This window comes from Agromyces sp. NSFZ, assembly GCF_056156205.1.
In genome coordinates this window covers 2,811,631-2,834,901 of record NZ_CM149585.1, presented here as the reverse complement: position 1 = coordinate 2,834,901, position 23,271 = coordinate 2,811,631, and the positions used below count along the sequence as shown (strand labels likewise).

The window sequence follows — 23,271 nt, the reverse complement described above, 5'->3', positions numbered from 1 at the left end:
GTCAGCCTTGGGCGAGGATCGAGTACAGCCTACGCCGGGCCTCGTCGAGCACCGCGACGGCTTCGGCCACCTGCTCGGGCGTTCCGGATCGAGCCACCAGGGCGGCCGCCTGCGCGAGTTGCGCGCCGGCCTTCGGAAGCGCGGAGGCGCTCGCGGCATCCTTCATGCCGGGCGTCTCCCAGGGAGCCGAGCGCTCCTCCGACTGCTCGGCCTCTGCCCGTCCGGCATCGGTGAGCGAGTACGTCTTCCTGCCGCCGGACTCCTCCGCGGTGATGAGCCCCTCGTCGGCCAGCAGCTGCAGCGTGGGGTACACCGAGCCGGGGCTCGGCTTCCACGCGCCGTGGCTGCGCTCCTGGATCTCGTGGATGATCTGGTACCCGTGCATCGGCCGCTCCGCCAGGAGGGCGAGCACGGCCGCGCGCACGTCGCCTCTGCCCATGCGGGTGCCGACGCGCTGCTCGAACAGGTTCTTCAACTGGTCCATCGCCTCCCACAGGCCGCCACCCGACCAGCCTGCGCCGGGCCCGCGAGCGCCCGAACCGAATGGATTCTCGGAATACGAACCGTTCATGACGACCTCCTAGCGGCGGCGACCTCTCGATCGCGAACGATATATAACGATACATCGTTCAACGAGCGACGACCAGTGGATGGTGGTCGCCGCGTCGGGACCTTCGACCCCCTCGCGCGCCTGGGCTCCCCGCATCATTGGGGGCATGTCCACGAATCCGCGGTCGTCCTCCGCGTGGGCGACGGCTCGACCGGCATCGCCCGGGCGTCGGTTCGGCTACGTCGTCGCGATCGTCGTGAACATCGTGCTGTTCGTCCTGGTGAACGTGTGGCCGACCTGGCGGGTCCTGCCGTTCCTCACCGAGGCGACGCAGGAGCTCATCGTCCTCGTGAACCTCTCGCTGATCGCCGGCGTGGTCGTGAACGTCCTGAACCTCGTGCTCGACCTGTCGTGGGTCAAGGCGGTGGGCGAGATCATCACCTCGGTGATCGCCCTCGTCGTGCTGGTGCGGTTCTGGATCGTGTTCCCGTTCGACTTCGGCGGGTCGGGGTTCGACTGGGAGCTGGTGTTCCGGATCCTGCTCGGCCTGGCGATCGCGGGCACGATCATCGGCGTCATCGTGCAGGTCGTGGTGCTCGTGCGGCTCGCGCTCGGGAGACCGGATCGTACCTCGGGAGACCGGACCGTACGATGACGGGATGACCCATCCCGAGACGCGCGTGGACATCGTCGACGCCGCCACCCGATCGTTCGCGGCCTTCGAGCAGGTCGTCGACGGCATTCCCGAATCCGAGCGGATTGAGCCGTTCACGGGTGGAGGCACCGGCCGCGACCGCGACGTGCTCGACGTCGTCAACCACCTGCACGCATGGCACGTGCTGCTGCTGGGCTGGCTCGAGGCGGATGCCGCGGGCCGGACGCCTGCGTTCCCGGCCGACGGGTACGACTGGTCCTCACTCGACGAGCTCAACCTCATGCTGCGCGACCGATACCGCGACGTCGGGCTCGTGGCGGCACGGGAGCGCCTGCGGGCGAGCCACGCGGACGTGCTCGCCCGGCTGGAGGGCATCGACGACTCGTCCCTGTTCGAGCCGTCGCGGCATCCGTGGCTCCGCGGCGCCCTGGCGTACCCGGTGCACGAATGCCTCGGTGGTCACTACGAGTGGGCGATCGGCCTGCTCGAGGAACGACGGACGGCAGCCTGACGCGGTGGGCGGCGGAGTCCCCCCAGTGACACCCCGCCGCCCGACCGGCTACGCGCCCGCGCCGTTGAGGCGGAACGGCACCGTCACGACGTTGGACGCGACGCCGATCTCCTCCAGGTCGTGCTTGTCGACCACGCCGTCCTGGTTCGCGTCGGGCACGACCGCCGGTGCGTCGTCGAAGACGCCGTTGCCGTTCAGGTCGTCGACCACGGCCACGGTGAGCACCGTGTCGACGTCCTCGCCGGCGATCGCGGCACCGACGAGCCAGGTGTCCTGGATCTCGGCTCCCGCTGCCGACCGATCGGTGACGCCGGTGAGGTTGAACAGGTTGGCGAGGTTCGTGCCGGGCCCCGAGAAGCCGGGTCGGGTGGCGCTGGTCGTCGAGGTCAGTACGACGACCCCCGGCAGTCGGTCATCGGCGCCCGGCGAGAAGGTGCCGGGGAAGGGCGCGACGTTGTTGTGCGTGGCGGGACCCGTCAGCTGGAGGCCCGAGAATCCGGCGGCCGCGAGTCCGTCGCGATACCTCAGGGAGAGATCGACGAACCAGCCCGCGCCGTCGAGTCCGGCATGGTCGCCGCGTGCGGGCGCGAGGACCTCGACGTGGACCGGGAGGTCGTTCGGAGTGCGGATGTCGGCTGCGGCATCCGCGGGGGCCGCGACCGCTGCGGTGGAGGCGATGGCGCCGGTGACGAGCGCCCCGGCGGTGGCGACGCCGGCGAGACGGGTGATGATGATGTGCACGTGTTCTTCCTTCGTTCGTGATCGGATACCACGTGGGGCGGCGAACGCCGTCCCTCTCCGTACGACGAGACAGCGGGCGGATCGGTTCACCCGGCACGGCGGAGCATGGCTCGCATAGGCTGACGGCATGGCCGACATGACCGCCGACACGACCCCGGGGGATCCCGGTCTCGCTCTCGCCGTGGCGCAGTTCGCGCCCGGCGCCGATGCCTCGTCGAACCTCGCCGAGATCGAGCGACTCGCCGGTCTCGCGGTCCGGCGCGGCGCCCGGCTGGTCGTCTTCCCCGAGTACTCGAGCTACTTCACGCCCACGCCCGACGAGTCGTGGCTCGGCGCCGCCGAGGCCGTGGGCGGCGCGTTCACGACCGCGCTCGCGGCACTCGCCGACCGGTTCGACGTGCACCTCGTCGCCGGCATGATCGAGCGCGTCGACGGCGAGCGACGGGTGGCGAACACCGTGGTGGCGGTCGCACCCGGCGCGGGCGTGGTCGCGCGTTACCGCAAGCTGCACCTCTACGACGCGTTCGGGCAGCGCGAGTCCGAGTGGGTGGCCCCGGGCGACATCGCCGCACCCGAGGTCTTCGAGGCCGGCGGCATCCGATTCGGCCTGCAGACGTGCTACGACGCGCGCTTCCCCGAGGTGACCCGGCGCATCGTCGACGCCGGAGCCGACGTCGTGTGCATGCCCGCCGAGTGGGTGCGCGGGCCGCTGAAGGAGGCCCACTGGCGGGTGCTCACCACCGCCAGGGCGCTGGAGAACACCGTGTACGTCGCCGCGGCCGACCATGCCCCGCCGGTCGGGGCCGGCAACAGCATGATCGTCGACCCGATGGGCGTCGAGGTCGCGACGATCGGCGAGGCGACGGATGTCGCGGTGGCATGGATCTCGCGTGAGCGCATCGAGGCGGTGCGGCGCGTGAACCCGGCGCTGGAGTTGCGCCGGTTCCGCGTCACCGAGCGCTGAGGGGTATCACCGAGCGCCCAGCCGGGCGAGCCGCGATGACGCCTCCTCGAGCACGTCGAGTCGCTTGCAGAACGCGAACCGCACGAGGCTCCGGTACGCATGGCGGCGGTCGGGGTGCACGAACGCCGACACGGGCACGCCGACCACGCCGGCCCGCTCGGGGAGCTCCCGGCACAGTGCCGCACCGTCGTCGTAGCCCAGGGGCGCAGCGTCGGCGACGATGAAGTACCCGGCGTCGGGCAGCGCCACGGTGAAGCCCGCCGCCGCGAGGCCGACCGCCAGCACGTCGCGCTTCGCGCGGAGCGTTGCCGCGGCATCCGCGAAGACCGCATCGGGAAGTCCGAGACCCGTCGCGATCGCCGGCTGGAACGGGGCGCCGTTCACGTAGGTCAGGTACTGCTTCACCGCGAGCACGCTCGTGACGAGGTGCGCGGGAGCGGTGAGCCAGCCGATCTTCCAGCCCGTGGTGGCGAAGGTCTTGCCACCCGACGAGATCGTGATGGTGCGGTCGCGCGCACCGGGCCTCGTGGCGATCGGCCGATGCGCCGCGCCGAACGTGAGGTGCTCGTAGACCTCGTCGGTGACGATGACCGCGTCGTGCCGGTCGGCGAGCTCGACGATGCGGTCGAGCACCTCGTCGGCCAGCACCGTGCCGGTCGGATTGTGCGGCGAGTTCACGAGGATGACGCGCGTGCGATCGGTGACGGCCGCGTCGAGTTCGGCCAGGTCGACGTGCCAGTCGGGGAACCTCAGCGGAACCGTGCGGTGCACCCCTCCGGCGCGGGCGATGAGCGCCGCATATGCGTCGTACGAGGGCTCGAACGTGACGACCTCGTCGCCGGTGTCGACCAAGGCGAGGATCGTGGCCGCCAGCGCCTCGGTCGCGCCGGCGGTCACGAGCACCTCGGATGCCGCGTCGACGTCGATCCCGTACCACCTGGCCTGGTGCGCGGCGATGGCCTCGCGGAGCACGGGCGCGCCGATGCCCGGCGGGTACTGGTTGACGCCGTCGGAGATCGCCTGCCGAGCGGCCTCGAGCACCTCGGCCGGGCCGTCCTCGTCGGGGAAGCCCTGACCCAGGTTGATCGCGCCCGTGCGCTGGGCGAGCGCGCTCATCTCGGCGAAGATCGTCGCTGCGATGGTGCCGTCGTCGGCCAGGAGCCCGGCACCCGCGGCCGTGCGCTGCCATGGGCGCAGACCGGGGTCGGGGGAGAAGTCGCTCACGTTCCCACCGTATGTCAGGCTACGGCCGCTACGCTGGCGCAGGGGTGCCCAGGGCGTGTGATTCCTCCTTCGGTCGAAACACGGCTGGGGGATAGCCCGCTCACAGACTTCGCCGATGCCGCACACAGGTTCCGGCCGGATGCTGGCATCGCCTTGGAAGGAGCAGACCATGACCGACACCACCGACGGCCCCACCGGCGAGGACCGCAGGGGCGACGCCGCCGAACCGGCCGGCACGCCGCAGCCCGCCGCCACGACTCCTGCCCCCGACGCCGCGCCGACTGCCGGAGCTGAGGCCGAGTCCGCGCCCGCCTCCGCGCCGGCCCCGGCCGCCGCGCCCGCGCCGGCCGCCGAGTCCGCGCCCGCCGCGGCTGCGGCCACCGGCACGGTGTACCACCCGGGCCAGGCCCCGCAGCCGTACCACGCCCCGCACTACGAGCACCAGGGTGCCGGAGTCGCGGGCGACACCAGGCCGGTATCGGGCGCCGTCCCGCCGTCCTTCGGCGGCCCGCGGCCGGGCGAGACCCAGCCCACCACGCCATTGGCCGGTGTGCCGCCGTACCGCACCGAGCCGGGCGGCCCCGGTGGCCCCGGCACTCCCGGCGGCCGCGACGACGCCCGCACGGCCGGTGAGCCGGCGCCCAAGCAGCGTCGCGCCGGTCTCGGGGTGGCCGCCGCCATCGTCGCCGCCGCCCTCATCGGCGGTGCCTCGGGTGCGGGGGTGACGGCCCTGATCACCGCGAACGACTCGCCGGTGACCTCGACCGGCTCCGGCAGCCCGCAGAACATCGTCGTCAACGACACCGACTCGGTGAACCAGATCACCGCGGTCGCCGCCAAGGCGAGCCCGAGCGTCGTGACGATCTCGGTCTCCGGCAGCCAGGCCGGCGGCACCGGTTCGGGCATCATCCTCTCCGACGACGGCTACGTGCTCACGAACACGCACGTCGTGACGCTCGACGGTGCGACCGGCGACCCGGCCATCAAGGTCGAGACGAGCGACGGGCGACGGTACGACGCCGAACTCGTGGGCACCGACCCGCTCTCCGACCTGGCGGTCATCAAGCTCGTCGACGCCTCCGACCTCACGCCGCTCGAGTTCGCGGATTCCGACGCGCTCAACGTGGGCGACACGGCGATCGCCATCGGCGCACCGCTCGGCCTCTCGGGCACGGTCACGAACGGCATCGTCAGCGCGCTCAACCGGTCGATCGACGTGGCCTCGTCGGCGGCCCCTACGACCCCCGACGACTCGGGCGAGGGCGACCAGGGCGACGGCTCCGAGAGCCCGTTCGACTTCTTCTTCGACCTCCCCGACCCCGAGGGCGGCGAGCCGCAGCAGCGCTCCGGCGATGCCGGTCGGGTGTCCCTGCCGGTCATCCAGACGGATGCCGCGATCAACCCGGGCAACTCGGGCGGCGCACTCGTCGACTCCGAGGGCCGGCTCATCGGCGTGAACGTGGCGATCCTCTCGGCCGGAGGCGCCGCGACCGAGGCGGGCAACATCGGCGTGGGCTTCGCCGTGCCGTCGAACCTCGCCGAGCGCATCGCGAAGGAGATCATCGAGAACGGGTCGGCGACGCACGGACTCCTCGGCGCGACGGTGACCGCCGCCGAGTCCGACGACGCGAGCACCATCGTCGGCGCCCTCATCTCGGAGGTCACGCCCGGCGGCGCCGCCGAGCAGGCCGGCCTTCGGGCCGGTGACGTGGTGACCGAGTTCAACGGGGTGCCGATCACCGATCAGACCGACCTCACCGCGCAGGTGCGTGCCATGCCCGGCGGTGCCGAGGCCGAGATCACGTTCACGCGCGACGGTGACTCGAAGACGGTCGACGTCACGCTCGGCACGTTCGAAGGCTGATCCGCACGATGCAGGGCCGGGGCTCCAGGGCCCCGGCCCTCCTCGTTCGCGGGGCACGCGGCTGCTAGGCTCGATCGACCCGAGCGAGTGAGGAACATGCCCGAGCAGCACCACCAGGCGACACCCTCGCCGCTCGTCGGCGTCTCCTATGTCATGCCAGTGCTGAACGACGTCACGCACGTGCGGGCGGCCGTCGAATCGATCCTCGCGCAGGACTACGAGGGCCCGGTCGAGGTGCTCATCGCCCTCGGTCCGTCGATCGACGGCACGGCCGAACTCGTGGCCGATCTCGCCGAGCGCCATCTCGACGTGCGCGTGCTCGAGAACGAGATCGGGTCGACGCCGGCCGGTCTCAACATCGGCATCCGCGCTGCGCGGTACCCCGTCGTCGTGCGCGTCGACTCGCATTCGATGCTGCCCGTCGACTATGCCCGCATCGCGGTCGAGACGCTCGAACGCACGGGCGCCGACAACGTCGGCGGCATCATGGACGCCAAGGGCGAGACGCCGTTCGAACAGGCGGTCGCGCTCGCCTACACCACCAAGGTCGGCCTCGGTGGATCCGCCTTCCACGTCGGAGGCGAGGAGGGCCCCGCCGACACCGTCTACCTCGGGGTGTTCCGGCGCACCGCGCTCGAGCGGGTCGGCCTCTTCGACGAGACCATCAAGCGCGGACAGGACTGGGAGCTCAACCGCCGCCTGCGCGAGACCGGGGGCACCGTCTGGTTCACGCCCGCACTCGGCGTGACGTACCGGCCCCGTTCGACGGTCGAGCGTCTCGCTCGCCAGATGTTCTCGACCGGGCTCTGGCGCGGTGAGCTCGCGCGCCGGTTCCCGGCGTCGAACGGCCTCCGCTACTTCGTGCCGCCCATCATGGTCGTGGGTGTCGTGCTGGGAACGCTGATGGGCATCGTCGGCCTGGTGAAGCTCGCGGTCGGCGTCGAGGCGTGGGAGCTCCTCGGCTTCGTCGTGCCCGTCGTCTATCTGCTGTTCGTCGTGCTCGCGACGCTCGTCTACGCCCGCGGCCGCGGCGCACGCACGGCCGCGTGGTTTCTCGTAGTCTTGCCCTGCATCCACGTGACGTGGGGGGTCGGCTTCGTGCTCGGCTACCTCTCGCTCACGAGCAACATCGCCAAGCACACGGGAAGGTGACGACGATGTCACACACCGGTGAGGCCGCCGCCCGGCCCACGTCGATCGCCGAGCTCCGTGCCGTCACGCAGCCCCCCGAGGTGCGCGGCCGCCGCAATGCCGAGCACTGGACGGCGTCCCTCTACCTCCGCAACCTCTCGCCCTACCTGACGTGGGTGCTGCTGCGCACGAGCATCTCGGCGAACGGCGTCACGGCGCTCATGATCCTCGTCGGCTGGTCGACCGCGGCGGCGCTGCTCATCCCCGGCGTCTGGGGCGCCCTCCTCGCCGTGGTCCTCGGCCAGCTGCAGATGCTCGTCGACTGCTGCGACGGCGAGGTCGCCCGCTGGCGTCGCACGTCGTCGCCCGCCGGGGTGTTCCTCGACAAGGTCGGGCACTACACGACCGAGGCCCTCATCCCGGTCGCGCTCGGCATCCGCGCCGCCGCCTACCCGCTCGAGTTCCCCGCAGACTTCCTCTGGACCACGCTCGCGGCGCTCCTCGCGCTCGTCATCGTGCTGAACAAGGCGCTCAACGACATGGTGCACGTCGCCCGCGCGAACGCCGGACTCCCGAAGCTCGCCGACACGCACGGGGAGACCGCCCCGCGCGGCGGGCTCCTCGCGAAGCTCCGCAAGGCCGCCCGGTTCCTGCCGTTCCACCGGCTCTACCATTCCGTCGAGCTCACGCTCATCGCGTTCGCCGCGGCGCTCGTCGGACTCGTCGTGGGGCAGCCGCTCGTCGACCGCGTCGTGGTCGCCGCGCTGCTGCCGCTCGCGATCCTCTCGCTCCTCGGCCACTTCGTCGCGATCATGGCGTCTCGCCGTGTCCGCGCCTGACGCGCCGGTCCCTGAGCCTGCCGAAGGGCGCGCTTCGACGGGCTCAGCGAACGCAGCCCGACCGCGCGTCGGCGTGGTGGTGCTCACCATGGGCACGCGTCCCGACGACCTCGCACGGGGCATCCGGAGCATCCTCGACCAGGAGGGCGTCGACGTCGACGTCGTGTGCGTCGGCAACGGCTGGGACCCGGCGACCGCCGAGCCCGCGCTGCCCGCGGGCGTGAAGACCCTGCACCTGGCCGAGAACCTGGGCATTCCGGCCGGCCGCAACCGCGGCGTGCCGCGCGTGACGGGCGAGGTGCTCTTCTTCCTCGACGACGACGCGTTCCTGCCCGATCGGCGATTCCTCGCGAACGGATGCCGCCTCCTCGCCGACCGGCCCGAGCTCGGGCTCATCCAGCCCCGCGTCCTCGACCCCACGGGCCGGGTGTCGCCGCGTCGGTGGATCCCGCGCATCCGCAAGGGCGACCCCGCGCACTCGAGCAACGTGTTCTCGTGCTGGGAGGGTGCCGTGCTCATGCCCCGCACCGTGTTCGATGCCACGGGCGGCTGGGCCGACCCGTTCTTCTACGCGCACGAGGGCATCGAGCTGGCGTGGCGGGTGTGGGACACCGGCCACGTCGCGTGGTACGCGGGCGACCTCGAGGCGGGGCATCCGGTGATCGACCCCGCGCGCCACGCCTACTACTACCGGCTGAACGCCCGCAACCGCGTGTGGCTGGCGCGACGCAACCTTCCTGCCGTGCTGGTGCCGCTGTATGTGGGCTCGTGGACCGCGATCCAGGTGCTGCGCTGGGCGCGCAACCCGTCGGCGCTGCGCGCCTGGTTCGCGGGGTGGCGCGCAGGCTGGCGGGAGTACCCCGGGCGGCGCCAGCCGATCCGCTGGCGCACGGTCTGGCGCATGACGCTGGCCGGGCGCCCGCCCGTTGTCTGACGCGTAACGATCGGCTCTCGATCGGGGCCGGGGCAGCCGCAGGGGTCGGCCACGGGACATCCGCCGTTCGCGTGCTCGTTACCCTTGGACGGTGGGACTTCTGAGAGACGCGCGGCGTGCGGTCAAGCTGGCCAAGGACATCATGTGGTCGCGCCGCGCCCGGCGCGAACTGCTCGCCCGAATCGCCGCGCAACCGCCCCTCGAACCCCACCGCTACCGCATCGGCGTGTACTTCGCCGACGGCCGAGTCAACCTCTACCAGCTGCGCCAGTGGTACAGGCCGCTCGCCGAGCTGGCCGCGAGGCATCCGGTGCTCATCCTGACCCGCGCCTCGGGCGCGGCGCTGCAGCTGCTCGAAGAGTCGCCGCTGCCCGTCGCCTACGTGCGCCGGGTCGTCGACCTCGAGCGGGTGATCCACGAGCAGGACCTGCACATCGTGTTCTACGTCAACCAGAACGCGAAGAACTTCCAGATGATGCGCTACGGGCGCAGGTGGCACGTGTTCATCAACCACGGCGAGTCCGACAAGATGTACATGACCACCAACCAGTTCAAGGCCTACGACTACGCGCTGATCGCCGGCGACGCGGCCCGGGCGCGCCTCGAGAAAGTGCTCTGGGACTACGACTTCGACAAGCGGGCGATCCCCATCGGCCGTCCGCAGGCCGACCACTACCTCGACGGATCGCCGCTGCCGTACACGCCCGATGAGCGCGAGGTGGTGCTCTACGCGCCCACGTGGGAGGGTGACCGCGGAGCGGCCGCTTACGGCTCCATCGCCTCGCACGGCGTGCCGCTCGTACGCGGGCTCCTCGCCACCGGCCGCCACCGCGTGATCTACCGGCCGCACCCGCGCTCGGGCGTCGTCGACCGCGACTACGGCGCGGCCAACCGCGAGATCATCGCCGCCATCGCCGCCGCCAATGCCGCCGACCCGAAGGCGCAGCACGTCTACGACGACGGTCCCTCGCTCGGCTGGCAGCTGGCGGCGGCGGATGTCGCGATCGTCGACATCTCGGCGATGGTCTACGACCGGCTCGCCGCAGGCAAGCCGCTGCTCATCACGCGTCCCGTGAACCCCGAGGCGCAGATCGACACGGGCGGGTACCTGCAGGCCTGCGAGTGGCTCGAGGCGGCGGATGCCGCAACCATGGTCGCCCGCGTCGACGAGGTCTCGCATGATGAGGCGGCGCTCGAACGGCTCGGGCACTGGGTCGAGCGCTACTTCGGCGACACGACGCCCGGCGTCACCACGCAGCGGTTCCACGCCGCCGTCGACCACCTCATGGCAGAGTGGGAGCGCTTCGCGACGCTGCACGCGGGCGAGGAGGATTTCGACGAGTTCGAGGTGGACGACGAGGAAGAGGCGGAGACGCTCGGGGCCTAGACGACCGGGGCTGGACGACCTGGCCTAGATGACCGGGTACTCGGGGCCGAGGTCGTCGGCGGCGGCGGCGGTGTCCGCGGTGGCGGCGGCGCTCCTCGTGGCGGCGCTCCTCGTGGCGTCGGTGCTCGTGGCGGCGCCTGGGCCGGTGGGCGCCTCGATGGCATCCTGCCTCTTCGAGCGCTTGCGCCCTCGTATGGCGCGGCCCGCGGCCTCGCGCAGCCCCCGGCTGCTCGTCACGGCGAACGAGCCGACCGCACCGCCGGCCCGCGACATCCGGAGGGCCGCCGACTTCACCGCCGAGTCGCCTTCGCGAGGTTCGAGCTCGACGGGCAGCGTCGGGGGAGCCGCGCCGAACGCGAGTCGGGCCTGCTGCAGCACCTTGCGGCCGAGCAGGTGATTGCCCGCGCCGCCGATGGCGGCGCCGATGCCGAAGGGAATCGCCTTGCCGATGATGCCGGCGCCGCCGCGCACGGCGAACTGGCGGATGAAGATGCTGCGCAGGCGGTCGACGACCGTTCCCATGACGGCTTTCGGCATGCTGTTCGTGATGAGCTCGCCCCAGTAGGCGTTCCGGGCCACCCCCCGGCCGGCCGCCTGCGACGCGAGCTGGCGCACGAGGTCGATGCCCTCCTTGCCGAGCATCAGCGTCATCACGAGGGCGCGTGCCCGCTCGGGGCTCTCCACCGCGATGCCGTGCACCTCGGCGACCGACTGCGCGAACAGCGCGGTGGCCTCGAGGAAGCCCGCGGTCTCGACGCCCGAGAGGGCGAGCGTGACGCCCGTGCCGATGCCGGGCACGACCGCCGTGGCACCCACTGCCGCGCCGCCCGTGGTCACGGCCGCGAGGTATCGTCGCTCGAGGATGCGCACGATCTGGTCCGGGGTGGCGTTCGGGACGCGGCGACGGATGCTCCGCAGATGCGCCACGACGACTGGTCGCTGGATCGAGAGCACCGCGTCGATGCCGCGCTCGACGCCGTGGGCGCGTCCGAGGTCGGGGCCGGCGGCCGCGCCGGCGGCCGCGTCGGTGGAGCCGTCGCCCTCTCGTGGCGCACTCGTGCCGAGTGAGGTGATCTTGTGCACGCGTTCGGTCATGGTGGGTCGATCCTAGGCGGCGAAGCCGAGCGGATGCCGGGGGTTGCGCGATGGGGTCGGGGTCCCATGGGTGCGAGCGGCTGCCGCGACTCGTCCTCCACAGGTGCCGGGCGAGGGGAGTTCTCCACAGGCGAAATACCTGATAGGAGGTGATTTCGAATGTCGGAGGGTCATGTTGGAATATCCACATGGAACCCACTGCTCGCCTCGCCGAGGCGCTCGAGCGCGTCGTCGAGCTCGAGCGCTCCATCCGGGCGTTGCAGGCCGAGCAGCTGCGTCGGGTCGATGGGCTCCGACGGCTGATGCACGTCGTCGAGGCGCATCCGGCACGAGGCGAACGTGAGAACCGGGAGTGGGCCGACCGCGCGTGTGCGGCGGAACTCGCGACGTCCCTGCAGGTGCACGAGCGTGCCGCCGCGGCCATGATGTACGACGCCTCGGCACTCGTCGACCTGCCTGAGACGGCTGACGCCCTCGCTGCAGGAGAGGTGTCGCTGCATCACGTGCGCGCGCTCGTCGATGCGGTCGCGCTCCTTCCCGCCGAGCGTGCCGCCGAGTTCGAGCGGGAGGCGGTCGAGAAGGCGCGCCGTATGACGACGACGGGGTTCCGCCGGGCGCTCGTGCGCATGCAGCATCGGTACCAGCCCACCGCGGCCGAGGCTCGGAAGCGTCGGGCACTCGAGGAACGGCGACTCGTCATCGATCCCGCCCACGACGGCATGGCGTGGGTCAACCTGCTGTGCGCGGCCGAGGAGGCCGTGGCCATCCGGGCACGGATCGCGAGCGCGGTCGCCGTGCGCGCGGCGGGAGACGGGCGCACCAGACCCCAACGCGAGGCCGACGCGGCCGTCGCGCTGCTGCTGGGTCGGGCGAATCCGGCTGCGGTACCCGAGCCCGGTGACCTCGGCACGGTGCGCGCCACCGTGCATCTCGTCATTCCCGCGCTCACCCTCTTCGGGCACGGCGCACAGCCGGCGATGCTCGAGACCCACGGTCCCATCGACATCGAGACGGCACGGCAGCTCTTCGCGCATGTGCCGTCCTTCCGGACGATCCTCACCCACCCTGTGACGGGTGCGACGCTCCGATACGGCCGCTCGTCGCGCCGGGTGCCCGCCGACCTCGCCGCGTGGCTGCGCATCCGCGACGGACGGTGCCGGTTCCCCGGATGCGAGCGGCCGGCGAGCGAGGGTGACCTCGATCACACGGTCGCGACGGAGCACGAGGGATGCACCGACCACGACAATCTCGCCGTCCTCTGCCGAGGCCACCATCGGCTGAAGCATCACACCGGCTGGCGCGTCTGGCAGGATCCAGACGGAACGATCCGGTGGCGCAGTCCTGCCGGGCGGTGGTACGACGGGCCACCCGACGGGCTGGTGCGTCCGCTCCAAGCGCCGGGCGATGGCGGCGCGGTTACTGCGAGGGCGGGGTGAAGGTCGCGCGGCGCGTTGCCCATGCTGCGCCGCGCTCGGCCGCCGAGCGCCTACTTCGCGGTGCCGTGCTCGGCGTTGTAGCGATCGAGCACCTCGTCGATCGGAGCATCGAGCACGAGGGCGCCCTTGTCGAGGTAGAGGCCGCGAGTGCAGAACCGGCGAAGGTCGCGCTCGTTGTGCGAGACGAAGAAGAGCGTGCGGCCGCCCGCGAGCAGCTCCTCGATGCGGCCGTAGCACTTCTCGCGGAACGCCTTGTCGCCGACCGCGAGCACCTCGTCGACGAGGATGATGGGCTCCTCGAGCTGCGAGATCACCGCGAAGGCGATGCGCACCTTCATGCCGCTCGACAGGTGCTTGTAGGGCGTGTCGAGGAAGTCGCCGATATCGGCGAACCCGATGATGTCGTCGAACTTCGCGTCGATCTGCGCGCGCGTCATGCCGTGCAGGCCGGCCGTCAGGTACACGTTGTCGCGCACGGTGAGATCGTCGACGAAACCGCCGGTGATCTCGATGAGCGGCGCGACCCCGCCGGTCACGTCGACCCTGCCCTCGTCGGGGATCATCACGCCGGCCACGAGCTTCAACAGCGTCGACTTGCCCTGGCCGTTGCGGCCGACGACACCGATGGCCTCGCCGGGGCGGACGTCGATCGAGACGTCGCGGAGCGCCCAGAACTCGTTCGGGCGGGTGCGGCGCCGGCGTCCGGCGAAGAGGTCCTTGAAGAGGCGGCGACCGCGCCGATTGCGCCGGAACCGCACCCCGAGGTTCTCGACCCGGATGGCGTGGGGCGCGCTCGTGGCCAACGCCTCGGCCGTGGCATCCGTCATCAGATCTCCTTCAGCACCTGGCGGATGCTTCCGCGGAAGATGAGCAATCCGACCGCGAGGAACGCGAGCGACATCGCCGCCGAGATGATGACGTTGAACCAGTCGAGCTCGTCGGGGAAGAACCCGGCGCGGTACAGCCCGAAGATCCCCGAGAGCGGGTTGAACGCCGCCCAGAAATGCAGCTCTTCGGGCAGGTTGGACACGCCGTAGATGATCGGCGACGCGTAGAAGAGGAACCGAAGGATGAGCTTCACCGCACGCTCGAGGTCGCGGAAGAAGACCACGAGCGGCGCCACGATGAGCGCGACGCCGATCGTGAGCACGCCCTGCAGCAGCACCGCGAGCGGGAAGAACACGAGCTGCCAGCCGACCTCCGCGCCGAACAGGATGGCGAAGAGCGCCAGCACGGGCAGGGCGAGCACGAATTCGATGCCCTTCGAGAGCACGATGCGGTTCACCCAGATGGTGCGGGGGATCTTCGTGGAACGGACGAGCTTGGCGTCCTTCAGGAACGCCCGCGTCGAGTCGGACACGGCCCCGTTGAACCACATCCACGGCAGCAGCGCCGAGAGGAGGAACACGATGTACGGCTCGGTTCCGGCGATGCGCTGGAACACCTGCGTGAAGACGAACCAGTAGATCCCGGCCATCACGAGCGGGTCGAGCACCGACCAGAGGTAGCCGAGGGCCGACGTCGAGTACCTCACCTTGAGGTCGCGGGTGGTGAGGAGCCAGAGGCTGTGACGATACCGGGCCCACGGCGTCCGCTGCAGCGGATGCGCGTCGCGATACGCGACGGGTGCGGTGCTCATCACGATCTCATCGTAGATGGCCGCAGCGGTAGGTTTGGAGGAGGCGGTCTGCGCGCGCCGCGACCGGTCGGAAGGAGCGTCGTGCACCGCACCAGTACTCGGGTCCTCCTCAGTTGTGCCGCGATCGGCGTGGTCGGGGGTGTGGTCGCCGGGGCATCCGGCTATCTCGCCGCCGCGTTCGCCGCCTTCGGGCCGATGCTGTACGGCCTCACGGTCGGCACGCATTTCCTCCCGAGCGTCGTGGCGCTGGCGGTGCTCAAGCGGCCCGGCATGGCCGTGCTCGCGGGCCTGATCGCCGGGCTGGTCGGCGCCGCGTTCGCGCCGTGGTGGCTGTGGCGCTACGTCGGCGCCGGCCTCATCGTCGGCCTGCTCATGGAGGTCCCGTTCCTCGTGACGCGTTACCGCCGCTGGGACGCGTGGCTGTACTACGTGGCCGCCGGCTTCTCGGGGCTGGTGATCGCGATCGCCGTGTTCATCGGCCTCGGTGCCGAGCACTACGCCTGGTGGGCCTGGGCGATCGCGCTGCCGCTGTGGGTGCTCTCTCCCGTGCTGTTCACCTGGATCGGCCGAGTGATCGCCGCACGACTGGCGAAGGCGGGCGTGGCGCAGGCGGCGTGAGCCGCCCGGCGCCGACCGCAGTTCGCGGACACCGTGCCCACATGCGAAGAGCGGATGCCACGTGGCATCCGCTCTTCACTGCTGTGGTGCGCTGATCACACGAAGTGGTTCGCACGCTCGAGGTCTTCGGCGAAGTCGATCTCGACCGCGTAGAGGTCGGAGACGTCCATCGGCTCGACGAGCATGCCGTTCTTCTCGATCGCGAGCTCGATGCCCCGCTCGAAGTAGTCCTGGTCGCCGACCCGCTGCAGGTGCGCGAGGAGCGTCGCCTTGTCGCGGCTGGAGACGTAGTTGATGCCCACGGCCTCGCCGAGGCCGCCCTTGACGACCTTGGAGAGCTCCTTGATGTAGCCCTCGGCGGTGGTCGTGTACTTGACCTCTTCGTCGGACACCTTCGCGGTGTTCACGGTGACGAACGACTGGTCGCGTGCGATGAACGGCAGCGCGCGGTCGAGGATGCGCGGGTCGAACACGACGTCGCCGTTCATCCAGAGCACGCCGCCCGGCTGCGACGCCGCGAGTGCGCGCATCAGGCTCTTCGAGGTGTTCGTCTGGTCGTACTCCTCGTTGTAGACGAACGACGCCTGCGGGAACGCCTCGATGATGTGCTCGAGTTTGTAGCCGACGACGATGGTCACGCTGGCGTTGGCGCCGAACGCGTGCCCGACGTTGTCGAACTGCTGCTGCATGATGGTGCGGCCGTCGGCCAGCTCGGTGAGCGGCTTGGGGAGCGATCGGCCGAGCCGGCTCCCCATGCCTGCGGCCAAGATCACGATCTGGGTGGTCACTGCATCTCCTTCGGTGGTGCGGATGCCGCGACCCGCACGTTGCCGTGCGTTCGTCGTCTGTTCATCCGGAAGTTCACATGTGGACACGCCGTTATGCCGTCATACAGGATATCGGGGCGACGCCGAGAACTCAGCGGGCTTGACATGTCGTAGTGGGATCGTGATGTCCCGCTCAGGAAATGCCCAGTTTACCCCCGTTCGGGGGACGCGTGCGCGCGTCGATCGGGTGCTCGTTGGTAGGTTGTGGTGGTGACTTCCGTTTCGCCTGTGGATCCTGACGACGAAGCTCCCGAAGGCACCGGCACGGGGGTGTCCGCCGATCGGGGGTCTTCCGCGGCGCGCCGTGCGCCGAAGGCGGCAGCATCGGCGGCCAAGACCAAGGCTCCCTCCGCCGGCGACTCGTCCGACGCACCCGCCCCGTCGAAGCGGAATGCGGCGTCACGGGCGGCCTCCTCGAAGGCTGCGGCGACGCGAGGCGAGGCCGCCAAGACCGCGCGTGCGGGTCGCGGATCCGCGGCCTCGACCACCTCGAGGGGCCGCGCCACGACCACGACCTCGGCGAAGCGCCAGCGCGTCGCCGCTGCGATGACGACCGAGACGACCGCGGCCGAGCGGCCCAATCGCAAGGCCGGTGAGCCGGATGCCGCGGTCGCGACAGATGCCGCGGTCGCGTCGGATGCCGCGGTCGCGTCGGATGCCGCGGTCGCGGCCGAGCTCGACGAGACGACGCGCGAGCGGCCGGTGGAGGAACCGGTGGTCGTGCCGCCGGTGGAGGAGCCCGTGGTGGCCTTGGCCCCGGTCGTGGAGCTCGACCCGCCGGTGGTGGAGCTCGACCCCCCGGTCGTGGAGCTCGACCCTCCGGTCGTCACCGTGACCGAGTTCCCCGGCGAGACGTCGGCCGAGGCGCCCGTCGAGACGGAGACGCCGGCAGAGACACCGGCGTCGGTCGCCGAGCCGCTCATCGCGGAGCCCGCGATCGAGGAGCCGACGCAGAGCGAGGCGCTCGGGGCATCCGACGTCGATCAGGCCGTCGCGGTGATCCCCGCACCGCGCAAGCCGAAGCCGCGCAAGAAGCGCACGCTGCGAGTCGCCCGCCCGGCGCCCGCGGCCGACGCGCCTCGTGTGCTCACGATCCAGGGGCTCGTGAAGCGGTTCGGGAACAACACGGCGGTCGACGGCATCACGCTCGACATCCGCGCCGGGTCGTTCTACGGCATCGTCGGCCCGAACGGCGCCGGCAAGACGACGACGCTGTCGATGGTGACCGGCCTCCTCCGCCCCGACGCCGGCACCGTGCGCATCAACGAGATCGACGTCTGGAAGGATGCGCGCGCCGCGAAGCGGGTGACCGGCGTGCTGCCCGACCGGCTCCGGCTCTTCGACCGCCTCACGGGCGCCCAGCTCCTCTACTACTCCGGCGCCCTGCGCGGCCTCGACGACCGCACGGTACGCGAGCGCAGCCTCGAACTCATCGCCGCGTTCGGCCTCGAGGACGCCGTCGACCGATTGGTCGCCGACTACTCCGCGGGCATGACGAAGAAGATCGCCCTCGCGTGCGCGATGATCCACGCGCCGCGCCTCCTCGTGCTCGACGAGCCGTTCGAATCGGTCGATCCGGTCTCGGCGGCGAACCTCACCGACATCCTCGAGCGCTACGTGGGCGGCGGCGGCACGGTGCTGCTGTCGAGCCACAGCATGGACCTCATCGAGCGCGTCTGCGACTCCGCCGCCATCATCATCGGCGGCCGCGTCCTCGCATCCGGGGTGCTCGACGAGGTGCGACGCGGACAGACCCTCGAAGACCGATTCGTCGAGCTCGCCGGCGGACGCAAGGCGGCGGAAGGCATGGAATGGTTGCACAGTTTCTCCGACTGAAACTGCGCCTGCTCGCGAACATCTTCCGACGCAGCCCATGGCAGGTCGTCGGCATCGTCGTCGGCCTCATCTACGGCGTCGGGGCCGCGGTCCTGCTGTTCGCGTCCCTCGTGGCGCTGCGGTTCTCCGATGACGTCGCGGTGATCCGCGACGTATTCACCGTGGTCGGGGCCGCGACGCTCATCGGGTTCGTCGTGTTCCCCCTCGCGTTCGGCGTCGACGACACCATGGATCCGCGGAGGTTCGCGCTCTTCGGGGTGCCGAATCGCACGCTTGCGATGGGCCTCGCCGTCGCGGCGATGATCGGCATCCCGGCGTTCGTGCTCGCCATCGTGCTCTCCGGGACGGTCGTGACCTGGTCGCGCGGGGTGGGGGAGACGATCCTCGCGATCCTCTCCGCGGCCGTGGCGTTCGCCAGTTGCCTGCTGCTGGCACGCCTCGCCACCTCGGTCGCCTCGGTGCTGCTCGCGACACGGCGCGCGCGCGAGGTGAGCGGCGTGCTCGGCGTGCTGCTCGTCGTGCTGCTCTCGCCGATCATCGTCGTGGTCATCTCCATCGACTGGGCGAGCTCGGGGCTCGACGTGCTCGAGTCGGCGGCCGGCGTGCTCGGGTGGACGCCGCTCGGCGCCGCGTTCGCCGCGCCCGGCGATGCGGCGGCCGGCGCCTGGGGTGCGGCACTCGTGAAGCTCCTCATCGCCCTCGTCACGCTCGCTGCGCTGTGGCTCGCGTGGGAGGCGGTCGTGGCGCGGGTGCTCGTGACACCCGGCCGCGAGGCATCCGCCAAGCACTACCGGGGACTCGGATGGTTCGACCGGATGCCGCACACGGCATCGGGTGCCGTGGCCGCGCGCAGCATCACCTACTGGGTCCGCGATGCGCGGTACTGGATGTCGGTGATCATGATCCCGGTCGTTCCCGTGCTCGTCCTCGTGCCGCTCAGTCTCGCCGGTATCCCGCTCGCCTACACGGCACTCGTTCCCGTGCCGCTCATGTGCCTGCTCCTCGGCTGGGCGCTCCACAACGACACGGCGTTCGACAGCACGGCGGTCTGGCTGCATGTCGCCTCGGGCGTGCGCGGCACGGCCGATCGCGCCGGCCGGCTCGTACCGGTGCTGATCGCCGGCACGCTCGTCATCGGTCTCGGCAGCGCGGTGACCGTGCTCGTGCTCGACGACTGGCGGCTGCTGCCGTCGGTCATCGGGGTGAGCACGGCCCTGTTGCTCGCGGGCCTCGGCGTCGGCTCCCTCGCCTCGGCGCGGTTCCCCTACCCGGCCGTGAAGCCGGGCGACAGCCCGTTCCAGCAGCCGCAGTCCACGTCGGCCATCACGGCGCTCGTGCAATCGATCACCATGTTCGGGTCGCTCCTCGTGGCCCTTCCGGCCGTCGCGTTCGCCGCGCTCGGGCTCTTCGTCGACCCCGCCTGGCACGCCGCCTCGTTCGCGGCGGGCGTGGGCCTCGGCGTGATCGTGCTGGTCGTGGGCATCTGGCTGGGCGGTCGGGTGTTCGACCGTCGCGGACCCGAGATCCTCGCCGCGGCCGTGCGCGCGTAGACGCACGACCGAGATGCACCCCGGCGGCCGTGGTCGTGGCATCCGCGCGTAGAATCGAGCGCATGATCGAACCCGTACGCGCGAGCATCGCCGATCCCGACGCGCCCGGCGGAGGCACCTCCGTGCTCGACCGCGAGCTCGAGAAGCTCCTCGAAGAGGAGACCATCGAGCCCGGCGACCACGAGCGGTTCTCGCACTACGTGAAGAAGGAGCAGATCCTCGAGTCGGCCGTCACCGGCAAGCCCGTCCGGGCCCTGTGCGGCAAGAAGTGGACGCCCGGGCGCGACCCCGAGAAGTTCCCCGTCTGCCCCACGTGCAAGGAGATCTACGAGCGGCTGAAGGCCCAGTAGGCATCAGCCGTTCACCAGGGGTCAGCGGTACGTCGTCGGGATGACCGGCTCGCCGCGCCCCAGCCGGAACGCCTCGATCGGCAGTTCCTGCATCACCTGCGCGCGGTGCGCCCGGGCGGCCGCAGTGCCCGCCAAGCCGAGGAACGCGGGGTCGGCGACGCCGCCCTCCATGAGCTGCACCATGAGCGGGCGGAGCCGGTCACCCGGCTCGAACTCGGCCTCGCCCTCCGGGCCGTCGCCGAGGAAGATGAGCTCCTCCCGCGCGGTGCGCGTGGAGTCGAGCCTTCGTGCCGCGTTCTTGCGGCCGCCGACGCTGAGCTTCTGGGTCGACGCCTTTGCGACCGAGATCCATTCGCCGGCGTCGTCACGGCGGGCGACGAGCTTGTAGACCATGCCGGCGGCGGGGAAGCCCGAGCCGGTGACGACCGCCGTGCCCACGCCGTAGGCGTCGACCGGCGCGCCCGACAGGCCCGCGATCGTGAACTCGTCGAGGTCGCTCGTGACGGTGATCCTCGTGTCGACGGCGCCGAGCCCGTCGAGCTGTTCGCGCACGGCGGCGACGACCGTGGGCAGGTCACCCGAGTCGATGCGCACCGCGCCGAGCTCGGTGCCCGCGGCCTCCACGGCGCGCTCGACGCCCTGGGCGATGTCGTAGGTGTCGACGAGCAGGGTCGTCTTCGGCCCGAAGGCCGCGACCTGCGCCCGGAAGGCGTCCTCTTCGGTGTCATGGAGGAGCGTGAACGCGTGAGCGGCGGTGCCCATCGTGGGAATGCCCCAGGTCCGACCGGCCTCGAGGTTGGAGGTGGCGTCGAAGCCCGCGATGTACGCGGCCCGGGCCGCGGCGATCGCGGCGTGCTCGCTCGTGCGCCGCGACCCCATCTCGGCGATCGGCCGGCCGAGCGCGACCGACACCATGCGCGCCGCGGCGCTGGCCACCGAGGAGTCGTAGTTCAGCGTCGAGAGCACGAGGGTCTCGAGCATGACGGCCTCGGCGAACGTCGCCTGGATCGTGATGAGCGGCGAGCCGGGGAAGTACGCCTCGCCCTCGCGGTAGCCCCAGATGTCGCCCCGGAAGCGGTAGTCGGCGAGCCAGTCGAGCGTCTCGGGCCGCACCACCTCGTGCTCGCGGAGCCACTCGAGTTCGGCGTCCTCGAAGCGGAACCGGTCGATGAGCTCGAGGAGCCGACCCGTTCCCGCGACGATGCCGTAGCGGCGGCCGTCGGGCAGGCGCCGCGCGAACGCCTCGAAGAGGCTCTCGCGATGGCCGGCGCCGTCGCGGAGCGCGGCATCCACCATCGTCAGCTCGTAGCGGTCGGTGAAGAGCGCAGCAGAACCGGTCACAGGGTCAGCCTAGCGGCGGCGGTTCCCTGAGCTCGTCGAAGCGAGCTCGTCGAACCGAGCTCGTCGAAGGGCGGGCGCTTCGACAAGCTCGGCGAGCGACCTAAGCTTGGATGTCGTGACGGATGCACCGATCGGGATCTTCGACTCCGGCGTCGGCGGTCTCACAGTGGCCCGCGCCGTGAAGGACCAGCTGCCGCAGGAGTCGATCCTCTACATCGGCGACCTCGAGCACTCGCCGTACGGCCCGAAGCCCATCGCCGACGTGCGCCGGTATGCGCTCGCCGTGCTCGACGACCTTGTCGCCCAGGGCGTGAAGATGCTCGTCATCGCCTGCAACACGGCCTCTTCGGCCATGCTGCGCGACGCACGCGAGCGGTACGACGTGCCGGTCGTCGAGGTGATCCAGCCCGCGGTGCGCCGCGCCGTCGCCACCACCCGCAACGGGCGCGTCGGCGTGATCGGCACGGTCGGCACGATCCAATCTCGCGCCTACGACGACGCGTTCGCCGCGGCCCCGCACCTGGAGCTCGTGTCGGCGGCATGCCCGCGCTTCGTCGAGTTCGTCGAGGCCGGCATCACGAGCGGCGACGAGCTGCTCTCGGTCGCCGAGGAGTACCTCGCGCCGCTCCGTGAAGCCGAGGTCGACACGCTCGTGCTCGGCTGCACGCACTACCCGTTCCTCAAGGGCGCCATCTCGTACGTCATGGGGGAGCAGGTGGCGCTCGTCTCGAGCGACGTCGAGACCGCCAACGACGTCTACCGCGTGCTCGTGTCGAACGGCATGGAGCGACGCGCGGTGCATCCGCCGAGCTACCGCTACGAGGCGACCGGGGATTCGACGAGCGCGTTCCTCGACCTCGCGCACCGGCTCATCGCGCCCGAGATCCCGAGCGTCGAGCTCGTGCACACGGGCGCGCTCACGATTCCGCATCACCACCCTTCGAACAGCTCCCTTCGACATGATCAGGGGACCACCGAACTTCGACAGGAGAACGCATGACCGAGGCATCCGCCCCCCAGGCAGCCCACGCCGACCTGGTGCGCGCCGACGGTCGCGCACCCCACGAACTGCGGCACGTGACGATCGAACGCGGCTGGAGCGCCCACGCCGAGGGCAGCGCGCTCATCTCGTTCGGCGGCACCAAGGTGCTCTGCACGGCGTCGTTCACGAACGGCGTGCCGCGCTGGATGACCGGCAAGGGCCGCGGTTGGGTGACCGCGGAGTACGCCATGCTGCCTCGTGCCACGAACACCCGCAACGACCGCGAGTCCGTGAAGGGCCGCATCGGCGGGCGCACCCACGAGATCAGCCGCCTCATCGGACGGAGCCTCCGGGCCGTCGTCGACACGAAGGGGCTCGGCGAGAACACCATCCAGATCGACTGCGACGTGCTGCAGGCCGACGGCGGCACCCGCACCGCCGCCATCACGGGCGCCTACGTCGCCCTCGTCGACGCCATCGAGTGGGCGCGCGCGCAGAAGTTCATCGGGCAGCGGGCGAAACCGATTATCGACACGGTCTCGGCCATCTCGGTCGGCATCGTCGACGGCACGCCCATGCTCGACCTCGCATACGTCGAGGACGTGCGCGCCGAGACCGACATGAACGTCGTGGCCACGGGGCGCGGCCTGTTCGTCGAGGTGCAGGGCACGGCCGAGGGTGCGCCGTTCGATCGCCGCGAGCTCGACTCGCTGCTCGACCTCGCGCTCGCCGGCACCGCCGAGCTCGCGCTCATCCAGCAGGCGACGCTCGCCGCGACCGACGAGGCGACGGCCTGA

General features: G+C 71.1%; 23 protein-coding genes. 15 read left to right on the top strand and 8 right to left on the bottom strand.

Features of this window, described 5'->3' with window-relative positions; translation table 11 throughout:
• Position 1: 1 nt before the first annotated feature.
• A complete protein-coding gene (locus ACVFI9_RS13360) occupies positions 2 to 571 on the bottom strand; it encodes a PadR family transcriptional regulator (protein ID WP_474762708.1) in 570 nt (189 codons plus the stop codon).
• Positions 572 to 716: 145 nt separating this feature from the next.
• Between ACVFI9_RS13360 and ACVFI9_RS13355 the strand changes: the two genes are divergently transcribed.
• Together ACVFI9_RS13355 and ACVFI9_RS13350 are read left to right on the top strand one after the other, a co-directional pair.
• On the top strand, positions 717 to 1,205 hold the full coding sequence (locus ACVFI9_RS13355; RefSeq protein WP_474762707.1) for a hypothetical protein: 489 nt from the start codon (positions 717 to 719) through the stop codon (positions 1,203 to 1,205).
• Between the two features lie 4 nt (positions 1,206 to 1,209).
• Entirely contained in the window at positions 1,210 to 1,716 is a 507-nt protein-coding gene (locus tag ACVFI9_RS13350) for a ClbS/DfsB family four-helix bundle protein (protein WP_474762706.1), read from the top strand.
• Positions 1,717 to 1,764: 48 nt separating this feature from the next.
• Here the strand turns inward: ACVFI9_RS13350 and ACVFI9_RS13345 are convergent, their stop codons facing one another.
• Positions 1,765 to 2,457 carry a hypothetical protein gene (locus tag ACVFI9_RS13345; protein ID WP_474762705.1) on the bottom strand — a complete coding sequence of 231 codons (693 nt, stop codon included), beginning with the start codon at positions 2,455 to 2,457 and terminating at the stop codon, positions 1,765 to 1,767.
• A gap of 127 nt (positions 2,458 to 2,584) precedes the next feature.
• Between ACVFI9_RS13345 and ACVFI9_RS13340 the strand changes: the two genes are divergently transcribed.
• Positions 2,585 to 3,421, top strand: coding sequence for a carbon-nitrogen hydrolase family protein (locus tag ACVFI9_RS13340; protein ID WP_474762704.1), 837 nt, complete (start codon positions 2,585 to 2,587; stop codon positions 3,419 to 3,421).
• Positions 3,422 to 3,427: 6 nt separating this feature from the next.
• On the opposite strand, the gene ACVFI9_RS13335 is transcribed toward ACVFI9_RS13340, so the two are convergent.
• Complete coding sequence (locus tag ACVFI9_RS13335) at positions 3,428 to 4,645, bottom strand: aminotransferase class I/II-fold pyridoxal phosphate-dependent enzyme (protein WP_474762703.1); 1,218 nt, start codon at positions 4,643 to 4,645, stop codon at positions 3,428 to 3,430.
• Between the two features lie 169 nt (positions 4,646 to 4,814).
• On the opposite strand from ACVFI9_RS13335, the gene ACVFI9_RS13330 reads away from it, so the two are divergent.
• The 5 genes from ACVFI9_RS13330 (at position 4,815) to ACVFI9_RS13310 (ending at position 10,800) form a co-directional block, all read left to right on the top strand.
• Positions 4,815 to 6,509, top strand: coding sequence for a S1C family serine protease (locus ACVFI9_RS13330; protein WP_474762702.1), 1,695 nt, complete (start codon positions 4,815 to 4,817; stop codon positions 6,507 to 6,509).
• A 96-nt stretch (positions 6,510 to 6,605) separates the two neighbouring features.
• Positions 6,606 to 7,661, top strand: a complete 1,056-nt coding sequence (locus ACVFI9_RS13325; protein WP_474762701.1) for a glycosyltransferase family 2 protein — start codon at positions 6,606 to 6,608, stop codon at positions 7,659 to 7,661.
• Positions 7,662 to 7,666: 5 nt separating this feature from the next.
• Positions 7,667 to 8,479, top strand: a complete 813-nt coding sequence (locus ACVFI9_RS13320) for a CDP-alcohol phosphatidyltransferase family protein (RefSeq protein WP_474762700.1) — start codon at positions 7,667 to 7,669, stop codon at positions 8,477 to 8,479.
• 88 nt (positions 8,480 to 8,567) lie between these two features.
• Positions 8,568 to 9,413 (top strand): glycosyltransferase family 2 protein, encoded by an 846-nt coding sequence (locus tag ACVFI9_RS13315; protein ID WP_474766257.1) that lies wholly within the window; start codon positions 8,568 to 8,570, stop codon positions 9,411 to 9,413.
• Positions 9,414 to 9,504: 91 nt separating this feature from the next.
• On the top strand, positions 9,505 to 10,800 hold the full coding sequence (locus ACVFI9_RS13310; RefSeq protein ID WP_474762699.1) for a hypothetical protein: 1,296 nt from the start codon (positions 9,505 to 9,507) through the stop codon (positions 10,798 to 10,800).
• A gap of 24 nt (positions 10,801 to 10,824) precedes the next feature.
• On the opposite strand, the gene ACVFI9_RS13305 is transcribed toward ACVFI9_RS13310, so the two are convergent.
• The gene (locus tag ACVFI9_RS13305) at positions 10,825 to 11,895 is read right to left on the bottom strand and encodes a hypothetical protein (RefSeq protein WP_474762698.1); all 1,071 of its coding nucleotides are present in this window, start codon (positions 11,893 to 11,895) and stop codon (positions 10,825 to 10,827) included.
• A gap of 188 nt (positions 11,896 to 12,083) precedes the next feature.
• On the opposite strand from ACVFI9_RS13305, the gene ACVFI9_RS13300 reads away from it, so the two are divergent.
• Positions 12,084 to 13,331, top strand: a complete 1,248-nt coding sequence (locus tag ACVFI9_RS13300; protein WP_474762697.1) for an HNH endonuclease signature motif containing protein — start codon at positions 12,084 to 12,086, stop codon at positions 13,329 to 13,331.
• Between the two features lie 50 nt (positions 13,332 to 13,381).
• Here the strand turns inward: ACVFI9_RS13300 and ACVFI9_RS13295 are convergent, their stop codons facing one another.
• Both ACVFI9_RS13295 and ACVFI9_RS13290 read right to left on the bottom strand, forming a co-directional pair.
• Positions 13,382 to 14,158 (bottom strand): ABC transporter ATP-binding protein, encoded by a 777-nt coding sequence (locus tag ACVFI9_RS13295; protein WP_474762696.1) that lies wholly within the window; start codon positions 14,156 to 14,158, stop codon positions 13,382 to 13,384.
• Positions 14,158 to 14,970, bottom strand: a complete 813-nt coding sequence (locus ACVFI9_RS13290; RefSeq protein ID WP_474762695.1) for an ABC transporter permease — start codon at positions 14,968 to 14,970, stop codon at positions 14,158 to 14,160. Before ACVFI9_RS13290 ends, ACVFI9_RS13295 begins: the two co-directional genes overlap by 1 nt.
• 129 nt (positions 14,971 to 15,099) lie before the next feature.
• Here ACVFI9_RS13290 and ACVFI9_RS13285 point away from each other — a divergent pair, with 129 nt between their 5' ends.
• The gene (locus tag ACVFI9_RS13285; protein ID WP_474762694.1) at positions 15,100 to 15,588 is read left to right on the top strand and encodes an ECF transporter S component; all 489 of its coding nucleotides are present in this window, start codon (positions 15,100 to 15,102) and stop codon (positions 15,586 to 15,588) included.
• Between the two features lie 95 nt (positions 15,589 to 15,683).
• On the opposite strand, the gene ACVFI9_RS13280 is transcribed toward ACVFI9_RS13285, so the two are convergent.
• On the bottom strand, positions 15,684 to 16,376 hold the full coding sequence (locus ACVFI9_RS13280) for a phosphocholine cytidylyltransferase family protein (RefSeq protein WP_474762693.1): 693 nt from the start codon (positions 16,374 to 16,376) through the stop codon (positions 15,684 to 15,686).
• A 585-nt stretch (positions 16,377 to 16,961) separates the two neighbouring features.
• On the opposite strand from ACVFI9_RS13280, the gene ACVFI9_RS13275 reads away from it, so the two are divergent.
• From ACVFI9_RS13275 to ACVFI9_RS13265, 3 genes are all read left to right on the top strand, one after another.
• Complete coding sequence (locus ACVFI9_RS13275) at positions 16,962 to 18,251, top strand: ABC transporter ATP-binding protein (protein WP_474762692.1); 1,290 nt, start codon at positions 16,962 to 16,964, stop codon at positions 18,249 to 18,251.
• A complete protein-coding gene (locus ACVFI9_RS13270; RefSeq protein WP_474762691.1) occupies positions 18,227 to 19,801 on the top strand; it encodes a hypothetical protein in 1,575 nt (524 codons plus the stop codon). Before ACVFI9_RS13275 ends, ACVFI9_RS13270 begins: the two co-directional genes overlap by 25 nt.
• Positions 19,802 to 19,863: 62 nt before the next feature.
• Positions 19,864 to 20,151 (top strand): DUF3039 domain-containing protein, encoded by a 288-nt coding sequence (locus ACVFI9_RS13265; protein ID WP_474762690.1) that lies wholly within the window; start codon positions 19,864 to 19,866, stop codon positions 20,149 to 20,151.
• 21 nt (positions 20,152 to 20,172) lie between these two features.
• Here ACVFI9_RS13265 and ACVFI9_RS13260 read toward each other — a convergent pair whose 3' ends face one another.
• Positions 20,173 to 21,492 carry a nicotinate phosphoribosyltransferase gene (locus tag ACVFI9_RS13260; protein WP_474762689.1) on the bottom strand — a complete coding sequence of 440 codons (1,320 nt, stop codon included), beginning with the start codon at positions 21,490 to 21,492 and terminating at the stop codon, positions 20,173 to 20,175.
• Positions 21,493 to 21,607: 115 nt separating this feature from the next.
• On the opposite strand from ACVFI9_RS13260, the gene murI reads away from it, so the two are divergent.
• Both murI and rph read left to right on the top strand, forming a co-directional pair.
• On the top strand, positions 21,608 to 22,492 hold the full coding sequence (murI, locus tag ACVFI9_RS13255) for a glutamate racemase (protein WP_474762688.1): 885 nt from the start codon (positions 21,608 to 21,610) through the stop codon (positions 22,490 to 22,492).
• The gene (gene rph, locus ACVFI9_RS13250; RefSeq protein WP_474762687.1) at positions 22,489 to 23,271 is read left to right on the top strand and encodes a ribonuclease PH; all 783 of its coding nucleotides are present in this window, start codon (positions 22,489 to 22,491) and stop codon (positions 23,269 to 23,271) included. Before murI ends, rph begins: the two co-directional genes overlap by 4 nt.